The 20,397-nt window shown below is 34.1% G+C and carries 13 protein-coding genes and 1 tRNA gene; 10 read left to right on the top strand and 4 right to left on the bottom strand.

Annotated elements, in window-relative coordinates; translation table 11 throughout:
• The first annotated feature begins 168 nt into the window (after positions 1–168).
• The 4 genes from QZZ51_RS03145 (at position 169) to QZZ51_RS03130 (ending at position 6,837) form a co-directional block, all read left to right on the top strand.
• The gene (locus tag QZZ51_RS03145) at positions 169–2,946 is read left to right on the top strand and encodes a bifunctional aconitate hydratase 2/2-methylisocitrate dehydratase (RefSeq protein ID WP_291865747.1); all 2,778 of its coding nucleotides are present in this window, start codon (positions 169–171) and stop codon (positions 2,944–2,946) included.
• 415 nt (positions 2,947–3,361) lie between these two features.
• On the top strand, positions 3,362–5,635 hold the full coding sequence (locus tag QZZ51_RS03140; RefSeq protein ID WP_291865743.1) for an aconitate hydratase: 2,274 nt from the start codon (positions 3,362–3,364) through the stop codon (positions 5,633–5,635).
• An 82-nt stretch (positions 5,636–5,717) separates the two neighbouring features.
• Positions 5,718–6,272: a TlpA disulfide reductase family protein gene (locus QZZ51_RS03135; protein ID WP_366511942.1), complete on the top strand. Its 555-nt coding sequence runs from the start codon at positions 5,718–5,720 to the stop codon at positions 6,270–6,272.
• Position 6,273: 1 nt separating this feature from the next.
• A complete protein-coding gene (locus QZZ51_RS03130) occupies positions 6,274–6,837 on the top strand; it encodes a TlpA disulfide reductase family protein (protein ID WP_291865737.1) in 564 nt (187 codons plus the stop codon).
• Positions 6,838–6,918: 81 nt separating this feature from the next.
• On the opposite strand, the gene QZZ51_RS03125 is transcribed toward QZZ51_RS03130, so the two are convergent.
• Positions 6,919–7,773 (bottom strand): AraC family transcriptional regulator, encoded by an 855-nt coding sequence (locus QZZ51_RS03125; protein WP_291865734.1) that lies wholly within the window; start codon positions 7,771–7,773, stop codon positions 6,919–6,921.
• A gap of 142 nt (positions 7,774–7,915) precedes the next feature.
• Between QZZ51_RS03125 and QZZ51_RS03120 the strand changes: the two genes are divergently transcribed.
• The 4 genes from QZZ51_RS03120 (at position 7,916) to QZZ51_RS03105 (ending at position 12,811) form a co-directional block, all read left to right on the top strand.
• Entirely contained in the window at positions 7,916–8,839 is a 924-nt protein-coding gene (locus tag QZZ51_RS03120) for a dihydrodipicolinate synthase family protein (RefSeq protein WP_291865732.1), read from the top strand.
• A 104-nt stretch (positions 8,840–8,943) separates the two neighbouring features.
• On the top strand, positions 8,944–10,530 hold the full coding sequence (locus QZZ51_RS03115; RefSeq protein ID WP_291865840.1) for an aldehyde dehydrogenase (NADP(+)): 1,587 nt from the start codon (positions 8,944–8,946) through the stop codon (positions 10,528–10,530).
• 17 nt (positions 10,531–10,547) lie between these two features.
• Complete coding sequence (locus tag QZZ51_RS03110; protein WP_291865730.1) at positions 10,548–11,558, top strand: 4-hydroxyproline epimerase; 1,011 nt, start codon at positions 10,548–10,550, stop codon at positions 11,556–11,558.
• Positions 11,559–11,560: 2 nt separating this feature from the next.
• Positions 11,561–12,811, top strand: a complete 1,251-nt coding sequence (locus tag QZZ51_RS03105) for an FAD-dependent oxidoreductase (protein ID WP_291865727.1) — start codon at positions 11,561–11,563, stop codon at positions 12,809–12,811.
• 67 nt (positions 12,812–12,878) lie between these two features.
• On the opposite strand, the gene QZZ51_RS03100 is transcribed toward QZZ51_RS03105, so the two are convergent.
• Positions 12,879–12,962, bottom strand: a tRNA-Leu gene (locus tag QZZ51_RS03100).
• A gap of 534 nt (positions 12,963–13,496) precedes the next feature.
• Here QZZ51_RS03100 and fucP point away from each other — a divergent pair.
• On the top strand, positions 13,497–14,870 hold the full coding sequence (fucP, locus tag QZZ51_RS03095) for an L-fucose:H+ symporter permease (RefSeq protein WP_291865724.1): 1,374 nt from the start codon (positions 13,497–13,499) through the stop codon (positions 14,868–14,870).
• A gap of 273 nt (positions 14,871–15,143) precedes the next feature.
• Here fucP and QZZ51_RS03090 read toward each other — a convergent pair whose 3' ends face one another.
• Both QZZ51_RS03090 and aceB read right to left on the bottom strand, forming a co-directional pair.
• Positions 15,144–16,754 (bottom strand): isocitrate lyase, encoded by a 1,611-nt coding sequence (locus QZZ51_RS03090; protein WP_291865721.1) that lies wholly within the window; start codon positions 16,752–16,754, stop codon positions 15,144–15,146.
• Between the two features lie 303 nt (positions 16,755–17,057).
• Positions 17,058–18,659, bottom strand: coding sequence for a malate synthase A (aceB, locus tag QZZ51_RS03085; RefSeq protein ID WP_291865719.1), 1,602 nt, complete (start codon positions 18,657–18,659; stop codon positions 17,058–17,060).
• Between the two features lie 129 nt (positions 18,660–18,788).
• Here aceB and QZZ51_RS03080 point away from each other — a divergent pair, with 129 nt between their 5' ends.
• Positions 18,789–20,264, top strand: a complete 1,476-nt coding sequence (locus tag QZZ51_RS03080; RefSeq protein WP_291865716.1) for a helix-turn-helix transcriptional regulator — start codon at positions 18,789–18,791, stop codon at positions 20,262–20,264.
• Positions 20,265–20,397: the final 133 nt, after the last annotated feature.

Raw genomic sequence — 20,397 nt, 5'->3', positions numbered from 1 at the left:
ATTATTATTAAAATTTGACTCAAATAATTTGAGATTCTCTTTTTCGTACTATTTATTTAGCTATTTCCTTAAATTCCAACTAAACACAATGAAATTTTTTCATAAAGGTTAGGGATTTTAGTAATTTTGTGAGATTCCAACAACTTAATCAACTAGATATTCTATTATATGAACACTTATAAAGATTACATCAAGCAGATCCAAGAACGAAAAGGTCAGGGGCTTCATCCACAGCCAATTGATAGTGCCGAATTATTAAGCGAAATCATTGAGCAGATTAAAGATTTAAGTAGTGAGTATAGAGAAGACTCTCTTAACTTTTTTATTTACAATGTTTTACCTGGAACTACGAGTGCTGCTAGTGTAAAATCTAAGTTTTTAAAAGAGATTATTCTTGGAGAATCGGTAGTGAAAGAAATTACTTCGGATTTTGCTTTCGAGCAATTATCACACATGAAGGGAGGACCTTCTGTAGAGGTATTACTAGATTTAGCTTTAGGGGATGATGCTTCTAATGCGAAACAAGCTGCAGATGTTTTAAAGACACAAGTTTTTCTTTACGAGGCGGACACATATCGTTTAGAAGAAGCATTCAAAAGCGGCAACAAGATAGCTAAAGGAATTATAGAGAGTTATGCACAAGCAGAATTTTTTACTAAGTTACCTGATGTAGAAGAGGAAATAGAAGTAGTAACGTTCATCGTTGGTGTAGGAGATATTTCTACAGATTTACTTTCTCCAGGAGGTGATGCTCACTCTAGATCAGACCGTGAGCTACATGGTAAATGTATGTTTGAGCACAACAAGGAGCAACAAAATGCTCTTCTTGCACTACAAAAGCAGCACCCTGATAAGAGGGTAATGTTAATTGCAGAAAAAGGTACAATGGGCGTAGGTTCATCAAGAATGTCGGGAGTTAACAATGTGGCTTTATGGACGGGTATAAAAGCGAGTCCATATGTTCCATTTATTAATATTGCTCCAATTATTGCAGGTACAAATGGTATTTCCCCAATTTTCCTTACAACAGTAGGTGTTACTGGTGGTATTGGTATTGACCTTAAAAATTGGGTAAAAAAGACAGATGCAGAAGGTATAACTTTAAGAGATGCAGATGGAGATGTTGTTTTAGAGGAAACATACTCTGTTGCTACAGGTACGGTTCTTACAATTAATACAAAAGAAAAGAAACTTTATAAAGGTGATCAGGAGCTTATTGATATCTCTCCAGCGTTAACACCACAAAAAGTTGAATTTATAAAAGCAGGTGGGTCATACGCTATCGTATTTGGAAAAAAACTTCAAACATTTGCATCGAAAGCGCTAGGTGTCCCTGTTACTCCTGTATTTGCTACATCAAAAGAGATTTCTCATGAAGGGCAAGGTCTTACAGCAGTAGAAAAAATATTTAATAAGAATGCCGTTGGAACGACTCCAGGAAAAGTATTACATGCTGGTTCGGATGTTCGTGTAGAGGTAAATATTGTAGGTTCACAAGATACAACTGGCCTTATGACTTCTCAAGAATTGGAGATGATGGCAGCTACAGTCATTTCTCCAATTGTTGATGGAGCATACCAATCGGGTTGTCATACTGCTTCAGTATGGGATAATAAGTCTAAAGCAAACATACCTAGACTTATGAAGTTTATGAACGATTTTGGTCTTATTACTGCTCGTGACCCAGAGCATAAGTACAAACCGATGACCGATGTAATTCATAAAGTTTTAAATGATATTACTATTGACGATTGGGCAATAATCATTGGAGGAGATTCACATACAAGGATGTCTAAAGGTGTTGCTTTTGGTGCAGATTCAGGAACAGTAGCCCTGGCTCTTGCTACTGGAGAAGCTTCAATGCCGATTCCTGAATCCGTAAAAGTTACTTTCAAAGGGGAAATGAAGTCTTATATGGATTTCCGTGATGTGGTTCATGCTACCCAATCTCAAATGCTTACTCAGTTTGGTGGGGATAACGTCTTCCAAGGTAAAATTATCGAGGTTCACATAGGAACACTTACTGCTGATCAGGCATTCACATTTACTGACTGGACAGCAGAGATGAAAGCTAAAGCTTCTATCTGTATTTCTGAAGATGATACATTAATTGAATCTTTAGAAATTGCGAAGGGGCGAATCCAGATTATGATCGATAAAGGGATGGACAATAAGCTCCAAGTTCTTAAAGGGTTGATTGCAATCGCTGATAAGAGAATTGATGAAATTAAATCAGGAGAGAAACCAGCTCTAACTCCAGACGCAAATGCTAAGTATTTTGCTGAAGTTGTTATTGATTTAGATATCATTGCAGAGCCAATGATTGCTGATCCAGATGTGAACAACGATGATGTTTCTAAACGTTATACTCATGATACAATTAGACCTCTTTCTTTCTATGGAGGAACTAAAAAAGTAGACCTTGGTTTTGTTGGATCCTGTATGGTTCATAAAGGAGATATGAAGATTTTAGCTCAAATGCTTAAAAATATTGATGAACAAAAAGGTAAAGTGGAGTTTAGAGCACCACTAGTAGTAGCGCCACCTACATACAATATAGTGGATGAATTGAAGGCTGAAGGCGACTGGGATATTTTACAAAAATACTCTGGTTTCGAATTTGATGATAATGCACCTAAAGCTGCAGCACGTACTGGATATGAAAATATTTTATATTTAGAACGTCCAGGCTGTAACTTATGTATGGGTAACCAAGAAAAAGCAGCGCCAGGTGATACTGTAATGGCTACTTCTACGCGTTTATTTCAAGGAAGAGTTGTTAAAGATTCTAGTGAGAAAAAAGGAGAGTCATTACTATCTTCTACGCCAGTAGTAGTTCTTTCTACAATTCTTGGTAGAACTCCAACAATACAGGAGTATGTAGCAGCTGTAAAAGGTATTAACTTAACCAAATTTAAACCATCGCATAAGCTTTTAGTTAAATAATTATTAAGATTATTTTTATAATATATTTAAAGCCTGGTTATAGACTCGGGCTTTTTTTATGTCATATATTAAGTATTATTTTTCTTCTTTAATTTATTCATATTTTTTCTAGTCTTGAAAAAGCATTAAAACGAATGTTGGTTGAAGTTGTCTAAAAATATATTTTGTAGGGCTTATTAATTGATAAGCATTTTAAATTTACGCTAAAACTGAAAAGTAAAATAGGTTCTTTTGTTTTTATAGGGAGGATGAATGGACTAAATTCTAAATCTATTTTTACAATTTCTTCTTTCCGAACAACGACTCTTATTGTATCATTTTTAAAAGCTTTCAGGGTAAGAAATTCTTTTTATAATCCTTCTATAATTTTGTATATTGTAGTACTTATAAAATTGAATAAAAAAATATAAATCTTATGGCATTTGATATTGATATGATTAGAGGTGTGTATTCCAGCATGGCAGAAAGAGTAGATGCTGCAAGAAATGTTGTTGGGAAGCCTTTGACTTTAGCAGAAAAGATTTTATACTCTCATCTATGGGATGGAAATGCAGATAAGGCATTTGTAAGAGGAAAAGACTATGTAGATTTTGCTCCTGACCGTATTGCATGTCAAGATGCAACAGCACAAATGGCATTATTACAATTTATGCAAGCTGGTAAATCTAAAGTTGCAGTGCCTACAACGGTACATTGTGATCATTTAATTCAAGCAAAAAGTGGTGCAGCAGTAGATTTAAAATCGGCTAACACTACTAGTGCTGAGGTTTTTAATTTTTTAGAGTCTGTTTCTAATAAATACGGTATAGGTTTCTGGAAACCAGGAGCAGGTATTATTCACCAAGTAGTATTAGAAAATTATGCATTCCCTGGTGGAATGATGATTGGTACCGATTCTCATACGGTAAACGCTGGTGGTTTAGGCATGCTTGCTATTGGTGTAGGTGGTGCAGATGCTGTAGATGTTATGGCAGGTATGGCATGGGAACTTAAATTTCCAAAATTAATAGGTATTAAGTTAATAGGAACAATTTCTGGTTGGACTGCACCTAAAGATGTTATATTAAAAGTCGCAGAAATTTTAACCGCAAAAGGAGGAACAGGAGCAATTGTAGAATATTTTGGTTCTGGTGCTTTATCTTTGTCATGTACAGGTAAAGGAACTATTTGTAATATGGGTGCTGAAATAGGAGCAACGACTTCTACTTTTGGTTATGATGATTCTATGGAGCGCTATTTAAGAGCTACAGATAGAGCAGATATTGCTGATGCAGCAAATGAAGTTAAAGAATATTTAACTGGTGATGCTGAGGTTTATGAAAATCCAGAAAAATATTTTGATGAGGTTATTGAAATTAACTTATCAGAATTAACACCTTTATTAAACGGTCCTTTTACACCGGATTTATCAACTAAAGTTGGTGCAGATATGACGGAAAAGGCAACAAAAAATGAATGGCCTTTAGTTGTAGAATGGGGGTTAATTGGTTCTTGTACAAATTCTTCTTATGAAGATTTATCTAGAGCGTCTTCAATTGCACAACAAGCTATTGATAAAGGAATAAAAATGAAAGCAGAATTAGGGATTAATCCTGGTTCTGAGCAAGTTCGCTTTACTGCGGACAGAGATGGGATTTTAGAGGTTTTCGAAAACTTAAACGCTAAAATATTCACCAATGCCTGTGGGCCATGTATTGGTCAATGGGCAAGATATAGTGATCCAAAGAATGCACCGAAAAACAGTATTGTACATTCTTTTAATAGAAACTTTGCAAAACGTGCTGATGGTAATCCAAATACACACGCCTTTGTAGCTTCGCCTGAAATTACAGCAGCTATAGCTATTGCAGGTAGATTAGATTTTAATCCTATGACGGATAAACTAATCAATGAAAAAGGTGAAGAAGTAATGTTTGATGAACCAACAGGGTGGGAATTACCTCCAAAAGGATTTGAAGTAGAAGATGCAGGATATTTAGCTCCAGGTGAAGATGGTTCTGGTGTTATTGTTAAAGTTGCTGAGGATTCTGAAAGATTACAATTATTAGTGCCATTTGCCCCTATAAAAGACGAAAGTTTAATGGGTGTTAAATTGTTAATCAAGGCTTTTGGAAAATGTACTACAGACCATATTTCTATGGCAGGGCCTTGGTTGCGTTTCCGTGGCCATTTAGATAATATATCGAACAACTGTTTAATCGGTGCTGTTAATGCTTTTGGTCACAAGACTAATTTTGTTAAAAACCAATTAACGGGTGATTTTGGTGGTGTGCCTGATACAGCACGTGCTTATAAAGCAGCCGGAATAAAAACTATTGTTGTGGGTGATCATAACTACGGAGAAGGTTCTTCTAGAGAGCACGCAGCAATGGAGCCTCGTCATTTAGGTGTTGCTGCGGTATTAGTAAAATCTTTTGCTCGTATACATGAGACCAACCTTAAGAAGCAAGGTATGCTTGGGTTAACATTTTCTAATGAAGCAGATTATGATTTAATTAAAGAAGACGATACTTTTAATTTTATTGATATTTCAGAGTTTGCTCCAGGTAAGCAATTAACAATTGAAGTTGTTCATGCAGACGGAAGTAAGGATGTTATTGCCGTTAACCATACATATAACGATGCACAAATTGAATGGTATAAAGAAGGTTCTGCTTTAAATGTAATTAAAAAAGAAAATGCTAGTTAATTACTAGCTTTAAATATTTAGTAAAAACTCCTGAATTTTATCAGGAGTTTTTTAGTTTTGGTAGACTCTTTTAAAAATGTTTATGACTAAAAAAACAGTAATTAATGTATTGCTAATTGCACTTGTAGTTTCATTTTTTGTTACTCCAATAGGCTATTACGGAAAAGTTTGGCTAAATAGGTTATTGGCGCAAACTCCAGAAATAATTCTACCTGAGAATAGAGAACGAATTGCTAATTACGATTGGCAATTAAAAAATTCGAAATGGGATTATATTAATTTTGATAAATCTAAAGGCAATGTTGTTTTTATAAATTTTTGGGCTTCATGGCGGTTGCCTTGTGCTGCAGAGTTACAAGAGATTCAAGAAGTATATAATACATATAAAGGAGAAGTAGATTTTTATATAATAACAGATGAAGAAAGGCCTCCTGTTGAAGAGTTTATGATTAAAAATAAATTTACATTCCCTGTTACGTATTTAATTATTGGAGAAAAAGCCCCTTTAGATATTTTAGAGCCACCAGCATCTTATATTTTAAGTAAAAAAGGAGAAATACTAGTTAAAGAGGAGAGTATTGCTGATTGGGATAATACTACTATATCTAATTTATTAGATATAGTAATTAAAGAGTAGAATGAGAATAGATAAAAAACATATTGGTAATATTCTGTTTGTTGTTTTTATTGTTGTGTTGCTATTTACTCCATTAGGTTTTCAGATTAAAGTACATGTTAATAGGTTAATTTCTTTTAGCCCAAGCGTAGTAGAAAAACCGAATCAAAAACGTGTTGCAGATTATAATTGGGATTTACATAGCTCTGAGAATACTAATTTTAATTTAAATACAGCTAAAGGAAAGGTCGTGTTTATTAATATGTGGGCAACATGGTGTCCATCTTGTGTTGCAGAGATGCCAAGTATTCAGAAGTTGTACTCTTCATTTGGAAGCGAGGTAATATTTTTATGTATCGCACAGGATGACCACGATAAGGTAGAAGCTTATATGAAAAAAAATAAGTTTACTTTTCCTGTTTATTATCAGAAATCTAAAAGTCCAAAGGAGCTTGAATCGGATAGAATTCCGACAACCTTTATTTTGGACAAGGAAGGTAATATTGTAGTAGAAAAAACAGGAGCTGCAGATTGGAATAGTACTACTACGATAGATTTGTTACATAGTTTATACAACAATAGATAGCAGAAGAGTAAAAGAAAATACCCTTTTAGTTTTAGAATTTAAAAGGGAAGTAGTGTCATATTTTCTATCTATAGGTGTTATTTAACTATTACTATTTAAACTAAGTATGTAATTGCTAGGTGTAACTCCTTTAATAGATTTAAACTTTCGATTGAAATTAGAAATGGATTTAAACCCAGAAGCAAAGGATATTTCGCTTATAGATTTTCCTTTAGGCGAGTTTAGAAGCTGACATGCATGCTCCACTCTGAGTTCTATTAAAAATTGAAAAAAAGTTTTGTTGGTACGTTGCTTAAAGAAACGGCAAAATGAATTAGGTGTCATGTATGCTAAATGGGCAATATGTTCCAAGCTAATTTCATTTTGAAAATTATCTAATACAAATGTATATACTAATTGCATGCGATTACCTTCGTTGTTAGATATTTCTTTGGGGTATACAAAATGGGTAAGTGTTTTTGTTTTACACTTACGTAGTTTTTTTAGTAATTTAAAGAAGGTTAAGAATCTATCAAATGGATTAGCTTTTGGTAGAGATAAAATAAGTTTATTTATAGAAGATATTTTTGATATAGGAGAAAACCCTTTGTCCGATTGTTCAAAGAAAGAGCGAATTTCTTTCATCTCAGGAATGAGGAAGAATTGTTTCCCAAAAGAATTTTTGGTAAAAAATATCGAAATCATAGCTACTTTAGAAAGGCTTTTATTTGTATTTTGAAATAAATGAGGGCATTGGCTTCCTATGATAAATATATCTCCATTGGTAAATGGATGAATACTATCTGCTATTATCAATTTGCCCTTTCCTTGAATAATAAGACTAATTTGAATTTCTTCATGTTGATGTAATTTATCATAAAAAGAAGAACCCTCATCAACCTGTATAATTAAATTCTTTTTCTTGGGTTTTGGAATCTTAAATGGGTAAATTTTCATTAAAGCGTTGCGTTAATATTAGCTAAATATCTTTAGGATATCTGTAAACAAGGTAATATAGTCTAAATATAGGATAATTTTTGATTACTTGTTGTTTTCAAAAGTAAATACCTTTGTAGTCTAAACTTCATAATTATTTATAATGAGCATAGAATGGAAAGGCGTAATGCCAGCAGTAACAACACAATTTAAGTCTAATGATGAGTTGGATTTAGAATTATTTAAAATAAACTTAAAGGCCCAATTAGATGCAGGAGTGCATGGTATTGTTTTGGGAGGTACTTTAGGAGAAGCAAGTACTTTATCTGATGAAGAAAGAAGTATTCTTACTAAAGAAACAGTAGCATTTGTGAACGGAAAAGTTCCTGTTCTTATGAATATCGCTGAGCAAACTACTAAAGCAGCAATTGCTTTGGCACATACAGCAGAGCAAGATGGTGCAAAGGGTTTAATGATGTTGCCACCTATGCGTTATAAAGCTAATGATGCGGAGGTTGTAGCTTACTTTAAAGCAGTTGCAAATAGCACATCATTACCAATTATGATTTATAATAACCCTGTAGATTATAAAATAGAGGTTACTTTAGATATGTTTGCTGAGTTATTAGATGCTTGTCCAAATATACAGGCTGTAAAAGAGTCAACCAGAGACACAACTAATATAACACGAATAAAAAGAAGATTTGGTGATCGTTTAGCTATTATGGTAGGTGTAGATACTTTGGCTGTTGAAAGCTTGCTTATTGGAGCAGATGGCTGGGTAGCTGGTTTAGTAGATGCATTTCCTGCCGAAACTGTAGCTATTTACGAATTACTAAAAGTAGGGAGAATCAAAGAAGCTTTAGAAATTTACAGATGGTTTTTACCTGTATTAGAATTAGACATTAATCCGCAACTGGTACAGAATATTAAATTAGCGTCTGTATATACTAAAATTGGTTCTGAGAATGTAAGAGCTCCTAGATTACCTTTAGTAGGGGAAGAAAGAGAAAGAGTTATACAGGTAATAGAAGAAGCAATGGCTACAAGGCCACAATTGCCAGATTATAAGAATTTAAATAATTAATGAAATAATTTTAATTCATTAATTATTATAAAAAAGAAGCACCATAAGGTAAAAGTTAAAGGAGTGTTTTTTATTTTTGGAAATAAACTAAAGTTGTATTGAAAATGATATCGGGAGCTAATTATATAGGAAGTAAAGAATCGAAAGAAGGAAATATAGCGTATAAAACGTTTAATCCAAAATTAAATTTGGAAACAGATTGGACGTTTTATGAAGCAAATAAAGAGGAGGTAAATGAAGCTGTCTCCTTAGCTTCTGATGCATTTAAAACGTATAAGAATTTTTCAGGAATAAAAAAGGCTGAGTTTTTAAGAGCTATAGCTAAAGAGATAGAACTCCTAGGAAGTACTCTTATAGAAACTTATATGGCAGAATCTGGCTTGCCAGAAGGACGAGCAATAGGTGAAAGAGGCCGTACTATTGGGCAGTTACTTGCATTTGCACAACTTTTAGAAGATGGTTCGTGGGTAGAAGCATCTATTGACACTAGTCAGCCAGATAGAGCGCCTATGCCTAAGGTCGATTTACGTAAAATGTTTAGTCCTATTGGGCCAATAGTTGTTTTCGGAGCTAGTAACTTTCCTTTGGCTTTTTCAACTGCAGGAGGCGATACAGCAAGTGCACTAGCATCTGGTTGTCCCGTGATAGTAAAGAGCCATCCTATGCATGCCGGTACTAGCGAACTTGTTGCTTCAGCAGTCTTAAAAGCAGCAAGTTTAACGGGGATGCCAAACGGAGTGTTTTCTAATTTAAACAGCAAAGGCTTTGATGTTGGTAGGCAATTAGTTCTTCATCCAATGGTTAAAGGGGTCGGTTTTACAGGAAGTATAAAAGGAGGTACAGCATTGAGTAAAATGGCTAATGAACGCGAGGAGCCAATTCCAGTTTTTGCGGAAATGGGAAGTGTAAATCCTGTAGTTATTTTACCATCAGCCATAGAGAATGAAAATGATAAATGGGCTAATGTATATGCTAACTCAATTACAATGGGATCAGGACAATTTTGTACTAATCCAGGGTTAATCCTAGGTGTAAAAGGAGACTCTCTAAATAGTTTTATAGATGCTTTAGGGAGAGAGGTGTCAAAAGTGGAGCCAAGTTGTATGCTTCATCCTAATATTTATAATGCTTTTGAAAGCGGAAAAAACGAGTTGTCAGCACAAAAAAATGTGGATGTTGTAGCAAGTTATTCTGAAAATGCTACTGTCAATTTTGGTGCAGCAAAAGTTCTAAGAGTATTGGGAGCAGAGTTTTTTAAAAACTCCACTTTGCATAGAGAAGTTTTTGGTCCGTTTTCGATTGTAGTAGAATGTAAAGATTATTTAGAACTAGAGAATATTCTAAAACAATTAGAGGGACAATTGACAGGAACAATTTTGGGTAATGCTCAGGAACTTAAGGATTTTGGGTCTATCGTTGAAGCACTAAAAAATAGAGTTGGAAGAATTATTTTTAATGGAGCCCCAACTGGGGTAGAGGTTTGTTCTTCCATGCAGCACGGTGGTCCTTTTCCAGCAACAACAGATAGTCGATTTACATCCGTAGGGGTTAGATCTATTGAAAGATGGGTAAGACCAGTTGCATATCAAAATTGGCCAAATGATTTATTACCTCAGGAGCTGCAAAACGAAAATCCATTACAAATTTTTAGATATGTTGATGGTAATTTTTCAAATAAAAATATAGGATAAATATAATTAGTTAAGATATGTCTAAAAGTACTTTTGTTTGTATCGATGCTCATACGTGTGGTAATCCTGTTAGAGTTATAAAAAGTGGAGGTCCTAATTTAATAGGGGCCTCTATGAGTGAAAAGAGACAGCATTTTTTAAAAGAATATGACTGGATCCGAAAAGGATTAATGTACGAACCAAGAGGTCATGATATGATGAGTGGTAGTATATTATACCCTCCGCATAACCCTGAAAATGATTTTGCAATATTATTTATAGAAACATCTGGCTGTTTGCCAATGTGTGGTCATGGTACCATTGGTACCATTACCATTGCTATTGAAGAAGGTTTAATTACGCCGAAAATTCCAGGTAAAATCAGAATGGAGGCGCCAGCAGGTCTTGTTAATATTGAGTATAAAAAAACAGGTAAAAAGGTAGAGTGGGTTAAACTAACAAATGTTAAAAGTTATTTGGCAGCTGAAGGTTTAACTGTAGATTGCCCAGAATTAGGAGAAATTACTTTTGATGTTGCCTACGGTGGAAATTATTATGCTATTGTAGATCCCCAAAAGAATTATTCTGGGATTCATAATTTTACAGCAAGTAAAATTATACAGTATTCTCAAGTTGTAAGAGAACGAATCAATGCAAAATATCAGGATAAATTTATACATCCAGATAATAGTACAATAAAAGATGTTACACATTTACTATGGACAGGGAACCCGATAGCCGATACATCTTCGGGAAGAAATGCTGTGTTTTATGGAGATAAGGCTATTGATAGGAGCCCATGCGGAACAGGTACATCAGCAAGATTAGCTCAATTGCATGCTAAAGGAGAACTTAAAAAAGGAGAAAAATATATTCACGAAAGTTATATTGGTAGTACTTTTATTGGTTGTGTAGAAGAAGAAACTACATTGCACGGAAAAACGGCTATTATTCCTAGTATTCAAGGTTGGGCTAAAATATTTGGACATAATACTATTACGATAGATGACCAAGATGACCCATACGCATTTGGATTTCAAGTGATTTAGATATGAGTAAAAATATAATTATTATTGGAGGGGGAATTATTGGGTTATGTTCTGCTTATTATTTGCAAAAAGAAGGACATAAAGTTACAGTAATAGATAAATCAGACATTTCAGAGGGAGCGTCATTTATAAATGCAGGATATATAACACCAAGCCATATTGTACCATTGGCTGCTCCAGGAATGATGCTTAAAGGGGTTAAATGGATGTTTAATTCTTCTAGCCCTTTTTATATGAAACCACGTTGGGATATAGACTTTTTTAAATGGTCTTGGTATTTTCATAAATCATCTACTAAAGAAAAAGTGGAGAAAGCAATCCCTGTAATAAAAGATATAAACGTATTCAGTAGAGAGCTGTTTCAAGATATTAAAAACTCTCAAGACTTAGAAGATTTTCAACTGGAGCGCAAAGGTCTTTTAATGCTTTTTAAGAGTGAAAAAGAAGGCGAGCACGAGTTGCAAATAGCAAACAAAGCAAAAGCCCTAGGTTTAGAGGTCTCAGAATTAAGCAATGCAGAGTTGCATGCTCTTGAACCAAATATAGAAATGGACGTTAAAGGAGCTATTCATTATCAATGTGATGGGCATACTACGCCTAATCAATTTATGAAGAAAATGCTCGCCTATTTAAAAGCGGTAGGCGTTTCTATAAAAAACAATGAAGAGGTTCTAGATATAAAGAAGAATGGAGATGTAATAAATGAAATAATCACCAGTAGAGGAGTTTATTTTGGAGATGAAGTAATTTTAGCTGCTGGTTCATGGAGTGGAAACTTAGCAAAAAAACTTAAGATTCAATTACCTGTTCAAGCAGGGAAAGGATATAGTATTAATGTAGAGAGGCCAACAGGAATAACTATTCCTGCAATTTTAATGGAATCTAAATTAGCTGTAACTCCAATGCAAGGATTTACGCGTTTTGCTGGTACAATGGAATTTTCAGGTATAAATTCAGATGTAAGGAAAGAAAGAGTAGAAGCTATAGCAAAGGGAGCGCATGATTTTTATCCAGGAATTGTAATTAATGAGAATGAGAAGAGCAATGTAAAAACAGGTTTGCGCCCTGTCTCTCCTGATGGATTACCATATATTGGAAGATCTAAAGAGTATAAGAATTTAATCTTTGCAACAGGACATGCAATGATGGGTTGGAGCTTGGGTCCAGCAACAGGGAAGTTAGTTTCGGAAATTATAGATAGTAAAAAAACAACGTTAGACACTACTCTTTTTGATCCAAATAGAAAATTTTAAGTTTTCTCTACAAATAAAATGGAATAAAAATAAAAGCCTTAATTATATAATAATTAAGGCTTTTTTGTGCCCACGACTAGATTCGAACTAGCACATCCTTGCGAACACTACCCCCTCAAGGTAGCGCGTCTACCAATTCCGCCACGTGGGCAATTTAAATATTGCCTCGCAAAGATAAAAAGCTAGTTCTTATCTCAAAACTTATTACCTCTTAAATGTGAGAAATTGCGTATGATCACATTTTCGTTAGACTAGGAACATGCTAAGTTTTCTTTTTCTGTTGTTTAAGTCGAAGCATCTTGTTTGGTAGCGTAATTTTTTGTGTTTAAAAGAAGAGCTATATGCCATGAAAAATATTCTTTATAATTATAACTATTTTTAGAATAGTAGCTTTGCTAAATTACTCTTATAAGAATGTTAATCGACTTTTGTTTTTTATAATATAATTTTTTTGCACTAAAATAATAAGAGGAGGATTACAAAAAGATACCAACGAGATAGAGAAATCAGCAAAATAGTCTCCTCAGAATAATACCAAAGAGTATTTTTTTAGCCAATTAAGAGTCACTCATATTCTGATTTTTGTTGTTGGTAGTATTTTTTTTAAATAGGGTAGTTCATGGGTTATTTTTAATACTTATAATTTTAACTTTCGTTTTAATAAAATTAGAAAATAAATGTTTTTATGAAAAACACTAATAAGCCAGCTGTAGTATCTAAAGAATTTTTAATTCCATTTGTGTTAATAACCTCTTTATTTGCATTGTGGGGATTTGCAAATGCAGTAACCGATCCAATGGTAAATGCATTTAAAAAAGTTTTGGAGCTTTCTAACACTAAGGCATCTTTGGTGCAAATGGCCTTCTATGGAGGGTATTTTTGTATGGCATTACCAGCAGCAATGTTCATGAGAAAGTATTCTTATAAAGTAGGAATACTAATTGGTTTGGCTTTGTTTGCGACTGGAGCTTTGTTATTCTATCCTGCAGCAATTACAGAGCAATTTGGTTTTTTCTGTTTGGGGCTATATATACTCACTTTTGGTTTGGCTTTTTTAGAAACAGCTGCAAATCCTTATGCTTTAGCCATGGGGGCAAAAGAAACAGCAACACAGCGGTTAAATTTAGCGCAAGCGTTTAATCCTGTAGGTTTAATTGCGGGAATAATAATAGCGAAGGTTTTTGTTGCAGAAAAATTACAATCGGACAATATAGCAGATTTTGCATCTTTAGATAGTGTAAAACGTGCAGCAATAAGAGCGGCAGATTTAGCAGTTATTCGGGATCCATATGTAATTCTTGGATTAGTTTTGATTGGCTTTTTTATCTTGTTTTTAATTAGTAAAATGCCGCAAAATTCTTCGGAAGATGCAATGCCAAGTATAAAAGAAACATTTAAAGTGTTATTTGCTAATAAGAAGTATGCCTTGGGAGTGCTAGCACAGATTTTGTATGTCGGGGCACAAATAATGTGTTGGACATATATTTATCAATACGTAGAAGGATTGGAGGGCTTAGGGGTTTTTACAGAAAGCTCTGTTACAATATTTGGGTATGAAACAGTTAAGGACGGTTTTTATTATCAAATTATAGCTTTTGTTTTATTTGTTATAGGAAGGGTTATAGGTACTGCATTATTAAGATACTTAAGTCCAGGTAAATTGCTAATGAACTTTGCTCTATTGGCTATATGCTTTATTTTAGGAACTATATTTCTGCAAAATATGATTGGGTTATATTGTTTGGTGGGAGTATCCTTTTGCATGTCATTAATGTTTCCTACAATTTACGGAATAGCTTTAGGAGACTTAACCGAGGAACAATCTAAAATAGGGTCAGCAGGCTTAATTATGGCAATTGTAGGAGGGGCATTAATGCCATCCTTACAAGGGATGATTATAGATGCAGGTGGTCATGCTGTTAATGATGTTACAATTTTCGGGGTTTCCGAAGTTAATTTTTCTTTCATATTGCCTTTGTTGTGTTTTCTCTATATATCCTATTATGGATGGAAAGTATATTCTAAGCTGAGTATTAATTCAGCGGAAAATTTAGACTAAAAAAGGATAAGATATACTAAAAAATATTTTTTTAATATGATTTTGGATACCTGAGAATTATCTGTAAAGAATATGTGACAGATAAAATATAAAGTTTGATAACCAAATAGTAGAGTGCAAAAATGTAGACTGAATTCTAAATAGTGTTTGTCTACATCCTAATAATTTAAATTTAGCTGTAGCCAAGTCAATTTAAATAAGGAGTTAATTTTTTTATTGAGTTATTAAAGAGGCGACATAATAATGCCGCCTCTTATGTTTATGAAGAAAACTTTATTTAGTTACAGCTGGTTCTTGTTTTTCTTTGTTTTTGCTGATTTCAAATTGATTACTTGTGTTTTTTTCGCCACCAGCTTTTAACGCCTTGCTGCCAGCAAAAAATGTCTTGTGGTCATCCCCTAGGTCAGAGCCAGCCATACGTTGGTGCTTTACACACGATACGCCTTTCCGTATTTCTTGGCGTTGAACAGCGTCTACATATGCTAGCATCCCTTTGTCTCCAAAATATCCTTCTACAAGATTATTCATATGTAATGCGGTAGTATGGTATGTTGGTAATGTAATTAAGTGATGAAATACACCTGCATGGCGAGAGGCTTCTACTTGAAAATTACGAATCATTTCATCTGCCTTGATTGCCAATTCTGTGTCATCATATTTTACATCCATCAGTTCTAATCGATTATAGGAAGATACATCTTTACCTGCTTCTTTTAAAGCATCAAATGCTTGCTGCCGGAAGTTAAGGGTCCAGTTGAAAGATGGCGAGTTATTGTACACCAATTTAGCGTTTGGTACTTCCTCTTTAACTCTATTCACCATATGTGCAATTTGGCCAACATGAGGCGTGGGAGTTTCTATCCATAGTAAGTCTGCTCCGTGCTGTAAACTTGTAATACAGTCTAGTACTACTCTGTCGATATTGGAGTTAGCTTTAAATTTATATAGCCCATTAGACATGCGCATAGGGCGAACTAATTTTCCGTTTCTTTTAAATAATACATCATTCTCGTTTACCTCATTCATAGAAACTTCTTCTGCTTCCACAAAATTCATATATTTAGAGGCTAAGTCTCCTTCTTCAAGAGATACGGGTAATTTTTGAGTTAAACCAGCGCCTTCGGAATCTGTACGAGCAACAATAATACCTTCCTCTATCCCTAATTCTAAGAAAGCATAACGCAAGGAATTTAATTTTGCTATAAAATCCTCATGAGGCACAGTTACCTTCCCATCTTGGTGGCCACATTGCTTGGCATCGGATACTTGATTCTCAATTTGAAGGGCGCAAGCACCAGCTTCTATCATCTTTTTAGCAAGTAAATAAGTTGCCTCTTCATTACCAAAACCAGCATCGATATCTGCTATAATTGGAACCACATGTGTTTCAAAATTATCAATCTCAGTCTGTATATTTTCTCCAGAATCAAGACGACGGAAAAGGTCATTTAGTTCTACCGCATCTGCTTGTCGTAAGAAAGTGTATATTTCTTCGATTAATTTAGGTACAGCAGTTTTTTCATGCATAGACTGATCGGGTAAGGGGCCTAGTTCAGAACGCAATGCTGCTACCATCCATCCAGAAAGGTACAAGTATGTTTTATCGGTAGTGCCATGGTGTTTTTTTACAGAAATCATCTTTTGTTGGGCTACAAAACCATGCCAGCAACCAAGTGATTGTGTATAATTCAAAGGGTTAGCATCATAATCAGCCATGTCTTTACGCATAATAGATGCGGTGTATTTGGCGATGTCTAATCCTGTTTTAAATCTGTTTTGAACAGCAATACGCGCTGCATTTTTAGGGTCTATAGTAGCCCAAGTATTTCCGTGTTTAGCCTTTAATTTGCGAACAACATCAATGGCCGAATTATAATTTGTCATAATAAAGAGTATTAAAAGTTTATTAATTAAGCTTGTGGTTTTTATGCTAACCTGGCAGCTTTTATAGAATCATTACATTGAAGCGTATTATTGATAGCCCAATTTGTAATTAATGATTTCGACTTTTTATGAGACAGCACGTTGGTTTTTTTAAACTCATTGTGCAGCAGCGTATTGTTGATGGACCAATTTGTAGCTAATCTTTTATTTTTCTCTGGAGATTTCATAATTTTGCTTTACGTTATTATTTATTAATAATTTGAATCCCGTAATAGATGTTGCTGCATCTGCGGGGTTCTTTTTTTAAATGTATTTGTATGCTGGGATGGTTAAGAATTCTTCAAAATCATTAGACAATACTAATTCTTTAAATAAATCAAAAGCCCTTTTAAATTGTGTGTTTTTAATCTTTTCTGGAGTCATTTTAGTGCTGATTTTTTCTACTTCTTCGTCAAATATTTTGGTAAATAATTCTCTATTAAATTTTCTGCCATCTTCAAGAATAACCTCTTTATTAAGCCAATGCCAAATTTGTGTTCTTGAGATTTCCGCGGTTGCCGCGTCTTCCATTAAATTGTATAAGGCAACAGCACCATTACCTTGAAGCCAAGATTCTAAATAAAGAACCCCTACATTTATGTTTTTACGAACTCCTGCTTCGGTAACTGTTCCTTTGGGAAGTTCTACTAAATCTTCAGAAGAAATAGATACATCATCCCTCGTAATATGTAATTGATTAGGGGTTGGCATATGTTTGTTAAACTCATTCATAGCAATTTCTACAAGAGCAGGGTGTGCAACCCAAGTGCCATCATGGCCGTTTTTAACCTCTCGCTCTTTGTCTAGCCTAACTTTTTCCATAGCAGTGGCATTGGCAGAGGTGTCGTTTTTTATCGGAATTTGAGCCGCCATTCCTCCAATAGCATGAATACCTCTTTTGTGGCAACGTTGAATAACTAGTTTGGAGTATGCATCCATAAAAGGAGAAGTCATTGTTACTTGGTCTCGGTTAGGAACCACAAAATCAGGGTGATTTCTAAATTTTTTAATGTAAGAGAAAATATAATCCCAACGGCCACAATTTAAGCCTACAATGTGGTTTTTGAGTTCGTATATAATCTCATCTAGTTGGTGACTAGCAGTAATGGTTTCAACTAATACCGTAGTTTTGAATGTTCTGGATGGTACGTTAAGATATTCTTGAGCAAATTCAAAAACTTTATTCCACCAACGAGCTTCTAAATAGTGTTCCAATTTTGGAAGATAAAAGTATGGGGCGGTGTTGTTTGCCATTCTAGTTTTTGTATTATGAAAAACATAAAGCCCAAAATCAAATAAGCTTGCAGACATTTCAGAATTTCCAATAAGAATATGACGTTCATTTAAATGAAGCCCTCTAGGTCTTACCAATAACACTGCTGTTTCTTTGTTTAGTACATATGTTTTGTTCTTTTCAGTATCCAAAAAATCAATGGTTCTTTTATTGGCATCCATTAAGTTTTGTTGGCCTTCTATACAGTTAGACCATGAAGGAGCATTGCTATCTTCAAAATCTGCCATAAAAGTCTTAGCTCCAGAGTTTAGTGCGTTGATAATCATTTTACGATCTACAGGGCCTGTTATTTCTACTCTACGATCTAGTAAATCATTTGGTGTTGGTGCCGCAATCCAATCCGATTCTCTAATGTTTTCTGTTTCAATAGGGAATTCAGGAAATTTTCCCGTGTCAAATGAATCTTGTTGTAGATTTCTCCTTCTTAAGAGGTTACCCCTCTCTTCATTAAACTGTTCTTGCAATGCTGTTAAAAAGGTCATTGCTTCATCGGTTAATACCTTAGGGTAGTAATTTTTAACGTCATGGCTAAATTGCCATTTTGTGGACATTGTTTTAGTGTTGTATTCCATAACTATTTATGTTTTAGATATACAATGGTATAAAAAAGTTCTTATCAAAAAAAGCGAACGTTCGCTAAAAGTAATTATATCCACAAAAAATATGATATTCGCAAAATTTACTATCTTTGATTAAGAATTATGGAAGAAGAATACATAAAATTAATATTTGGGTTGAAGCTCAAGCAGATACGAACAGATAAAAACCTTTCTCTATTTGGGTTATCGAAACTTTCTGGCTTGTCTAAATCGTATCTAAACGAAATTGAAAAAGGAAAGAAGTATCCTAAAACGGATAAAATAGTTTTGCTTTCTGAGAAATTAGATGTGCCTTATGATCATTTTGTATCCTTAAAGCTAGATAAAAATTTGGCCCCGATAGGGGAGATATTACAATCTAAGATTCTAAAGGAGATACCAGTGGAGCTATTCGGTATTAAAGAAAGTAATTTAATAGATATTGTTGCTAATGCTCCGGCTAAGGTAAATGCGTTTATAAGTACTATTATACAAATTGCGCAGCATTATAGTTTTAGTAAAGAGAATTTTTACTTAGCTTCTGTGCGTTCTTTTCAGCAGGCGAATAATAATTTCTTTGGAGATTTAGAGGATAAGGTTTTAGCTTTCGCAGAAGCTTATCATATAGATTTAAGTACCCCTATAGATTATAAGGATTTAAAAGATATTCTTGTAGAAGAATATGGGTATACTATAAATACGACGGAACTCCGTAAGCATAAGGAATTGGGGAGTTTACGTTCCGTTTTTATTCCGAAAACAAAGGTTTTGTTATTGGCTAGCCAAATTGATGACGCACAACGTGCATTTATTTATGCAAAAGAGATAGCTTACAACTACTTAAAAATAACAGAGCGGTTGTATACATTTTCTTGGATTAAGTTTGAGAATTTTGATCAGGTGCTACATAATTTTTATGCATCTTATTTTGCAGGTGCTTTATTATTACCAAGGAAGGCAATGGTTCATGATCTTACAAATTTGTTTCAAAAGAAAACGTTCGATAAATTATTGTTGTTGCAGACTATAGATAGGTATAATGCTTCGCCTGAGTCTTTTTATCAACGACTTACTAATATTTTGCCTAATGATTTTAACGTTCAAGATTTGTTTTTTTTAAGATTCACGTATAAAAAAGGAAGTGCAAAATTTCACTTAAATAAGGAACTACATTTGTCGCACCAACATTTACCGCATGGAAATGAGACTAATGAAAAATATTGCCGCCGTTGGGCGTCCTTAAAGGTTTTAGAAGAAATAAGTAGTAGTGGCGAAGAGCATGTGCTTCAGGCACAAATTTCACATTATCCAGAAAATGATTTAGAGTATATTGTATTTTCTTCGGCCACTAAAGATCCCTTTAAGAAAGATCAATATCGTAGTATTAGTATTGGTTTGTTGGTTAATAAGCAGCTACGTAGAAAGATTAATTTTTTAAAGAACCCCAATATTACCAGACTAGACGTAGGAGTTACTTGTGAGCGATGTGAGATTGCAGATTGTAGCGTCCGTAAAGCGCCGCCAATAATCCTAGAAAAAAAAGCTCAAAATGATAGAATTGAAAGTATAGTCGAAGATTTCACTAAAAAATTCAGCTAAAGATATTTTTATTTTCTCCTTTGGGAGAATTAAATTGGATCAAGCACAAAACTTGTGTGAGAATTAGTATTATAGTTTAATCTTTGTTAAAAAGAAAATTTTGGATTTATCACTAGACCTTTTAAAATTAATA

Origin of the sequence: Maribacter sp., assembly GCF_016744255.1 — a bacterium.
GTDB lineage: Bacteria > Bacteroidota > Bacteroidia > Flavobacteriales > Flavobacteriaceae > Maribacter_B.
This window is presented reverse-complemented; position numbering and strand designations above follow the sequence as displayed.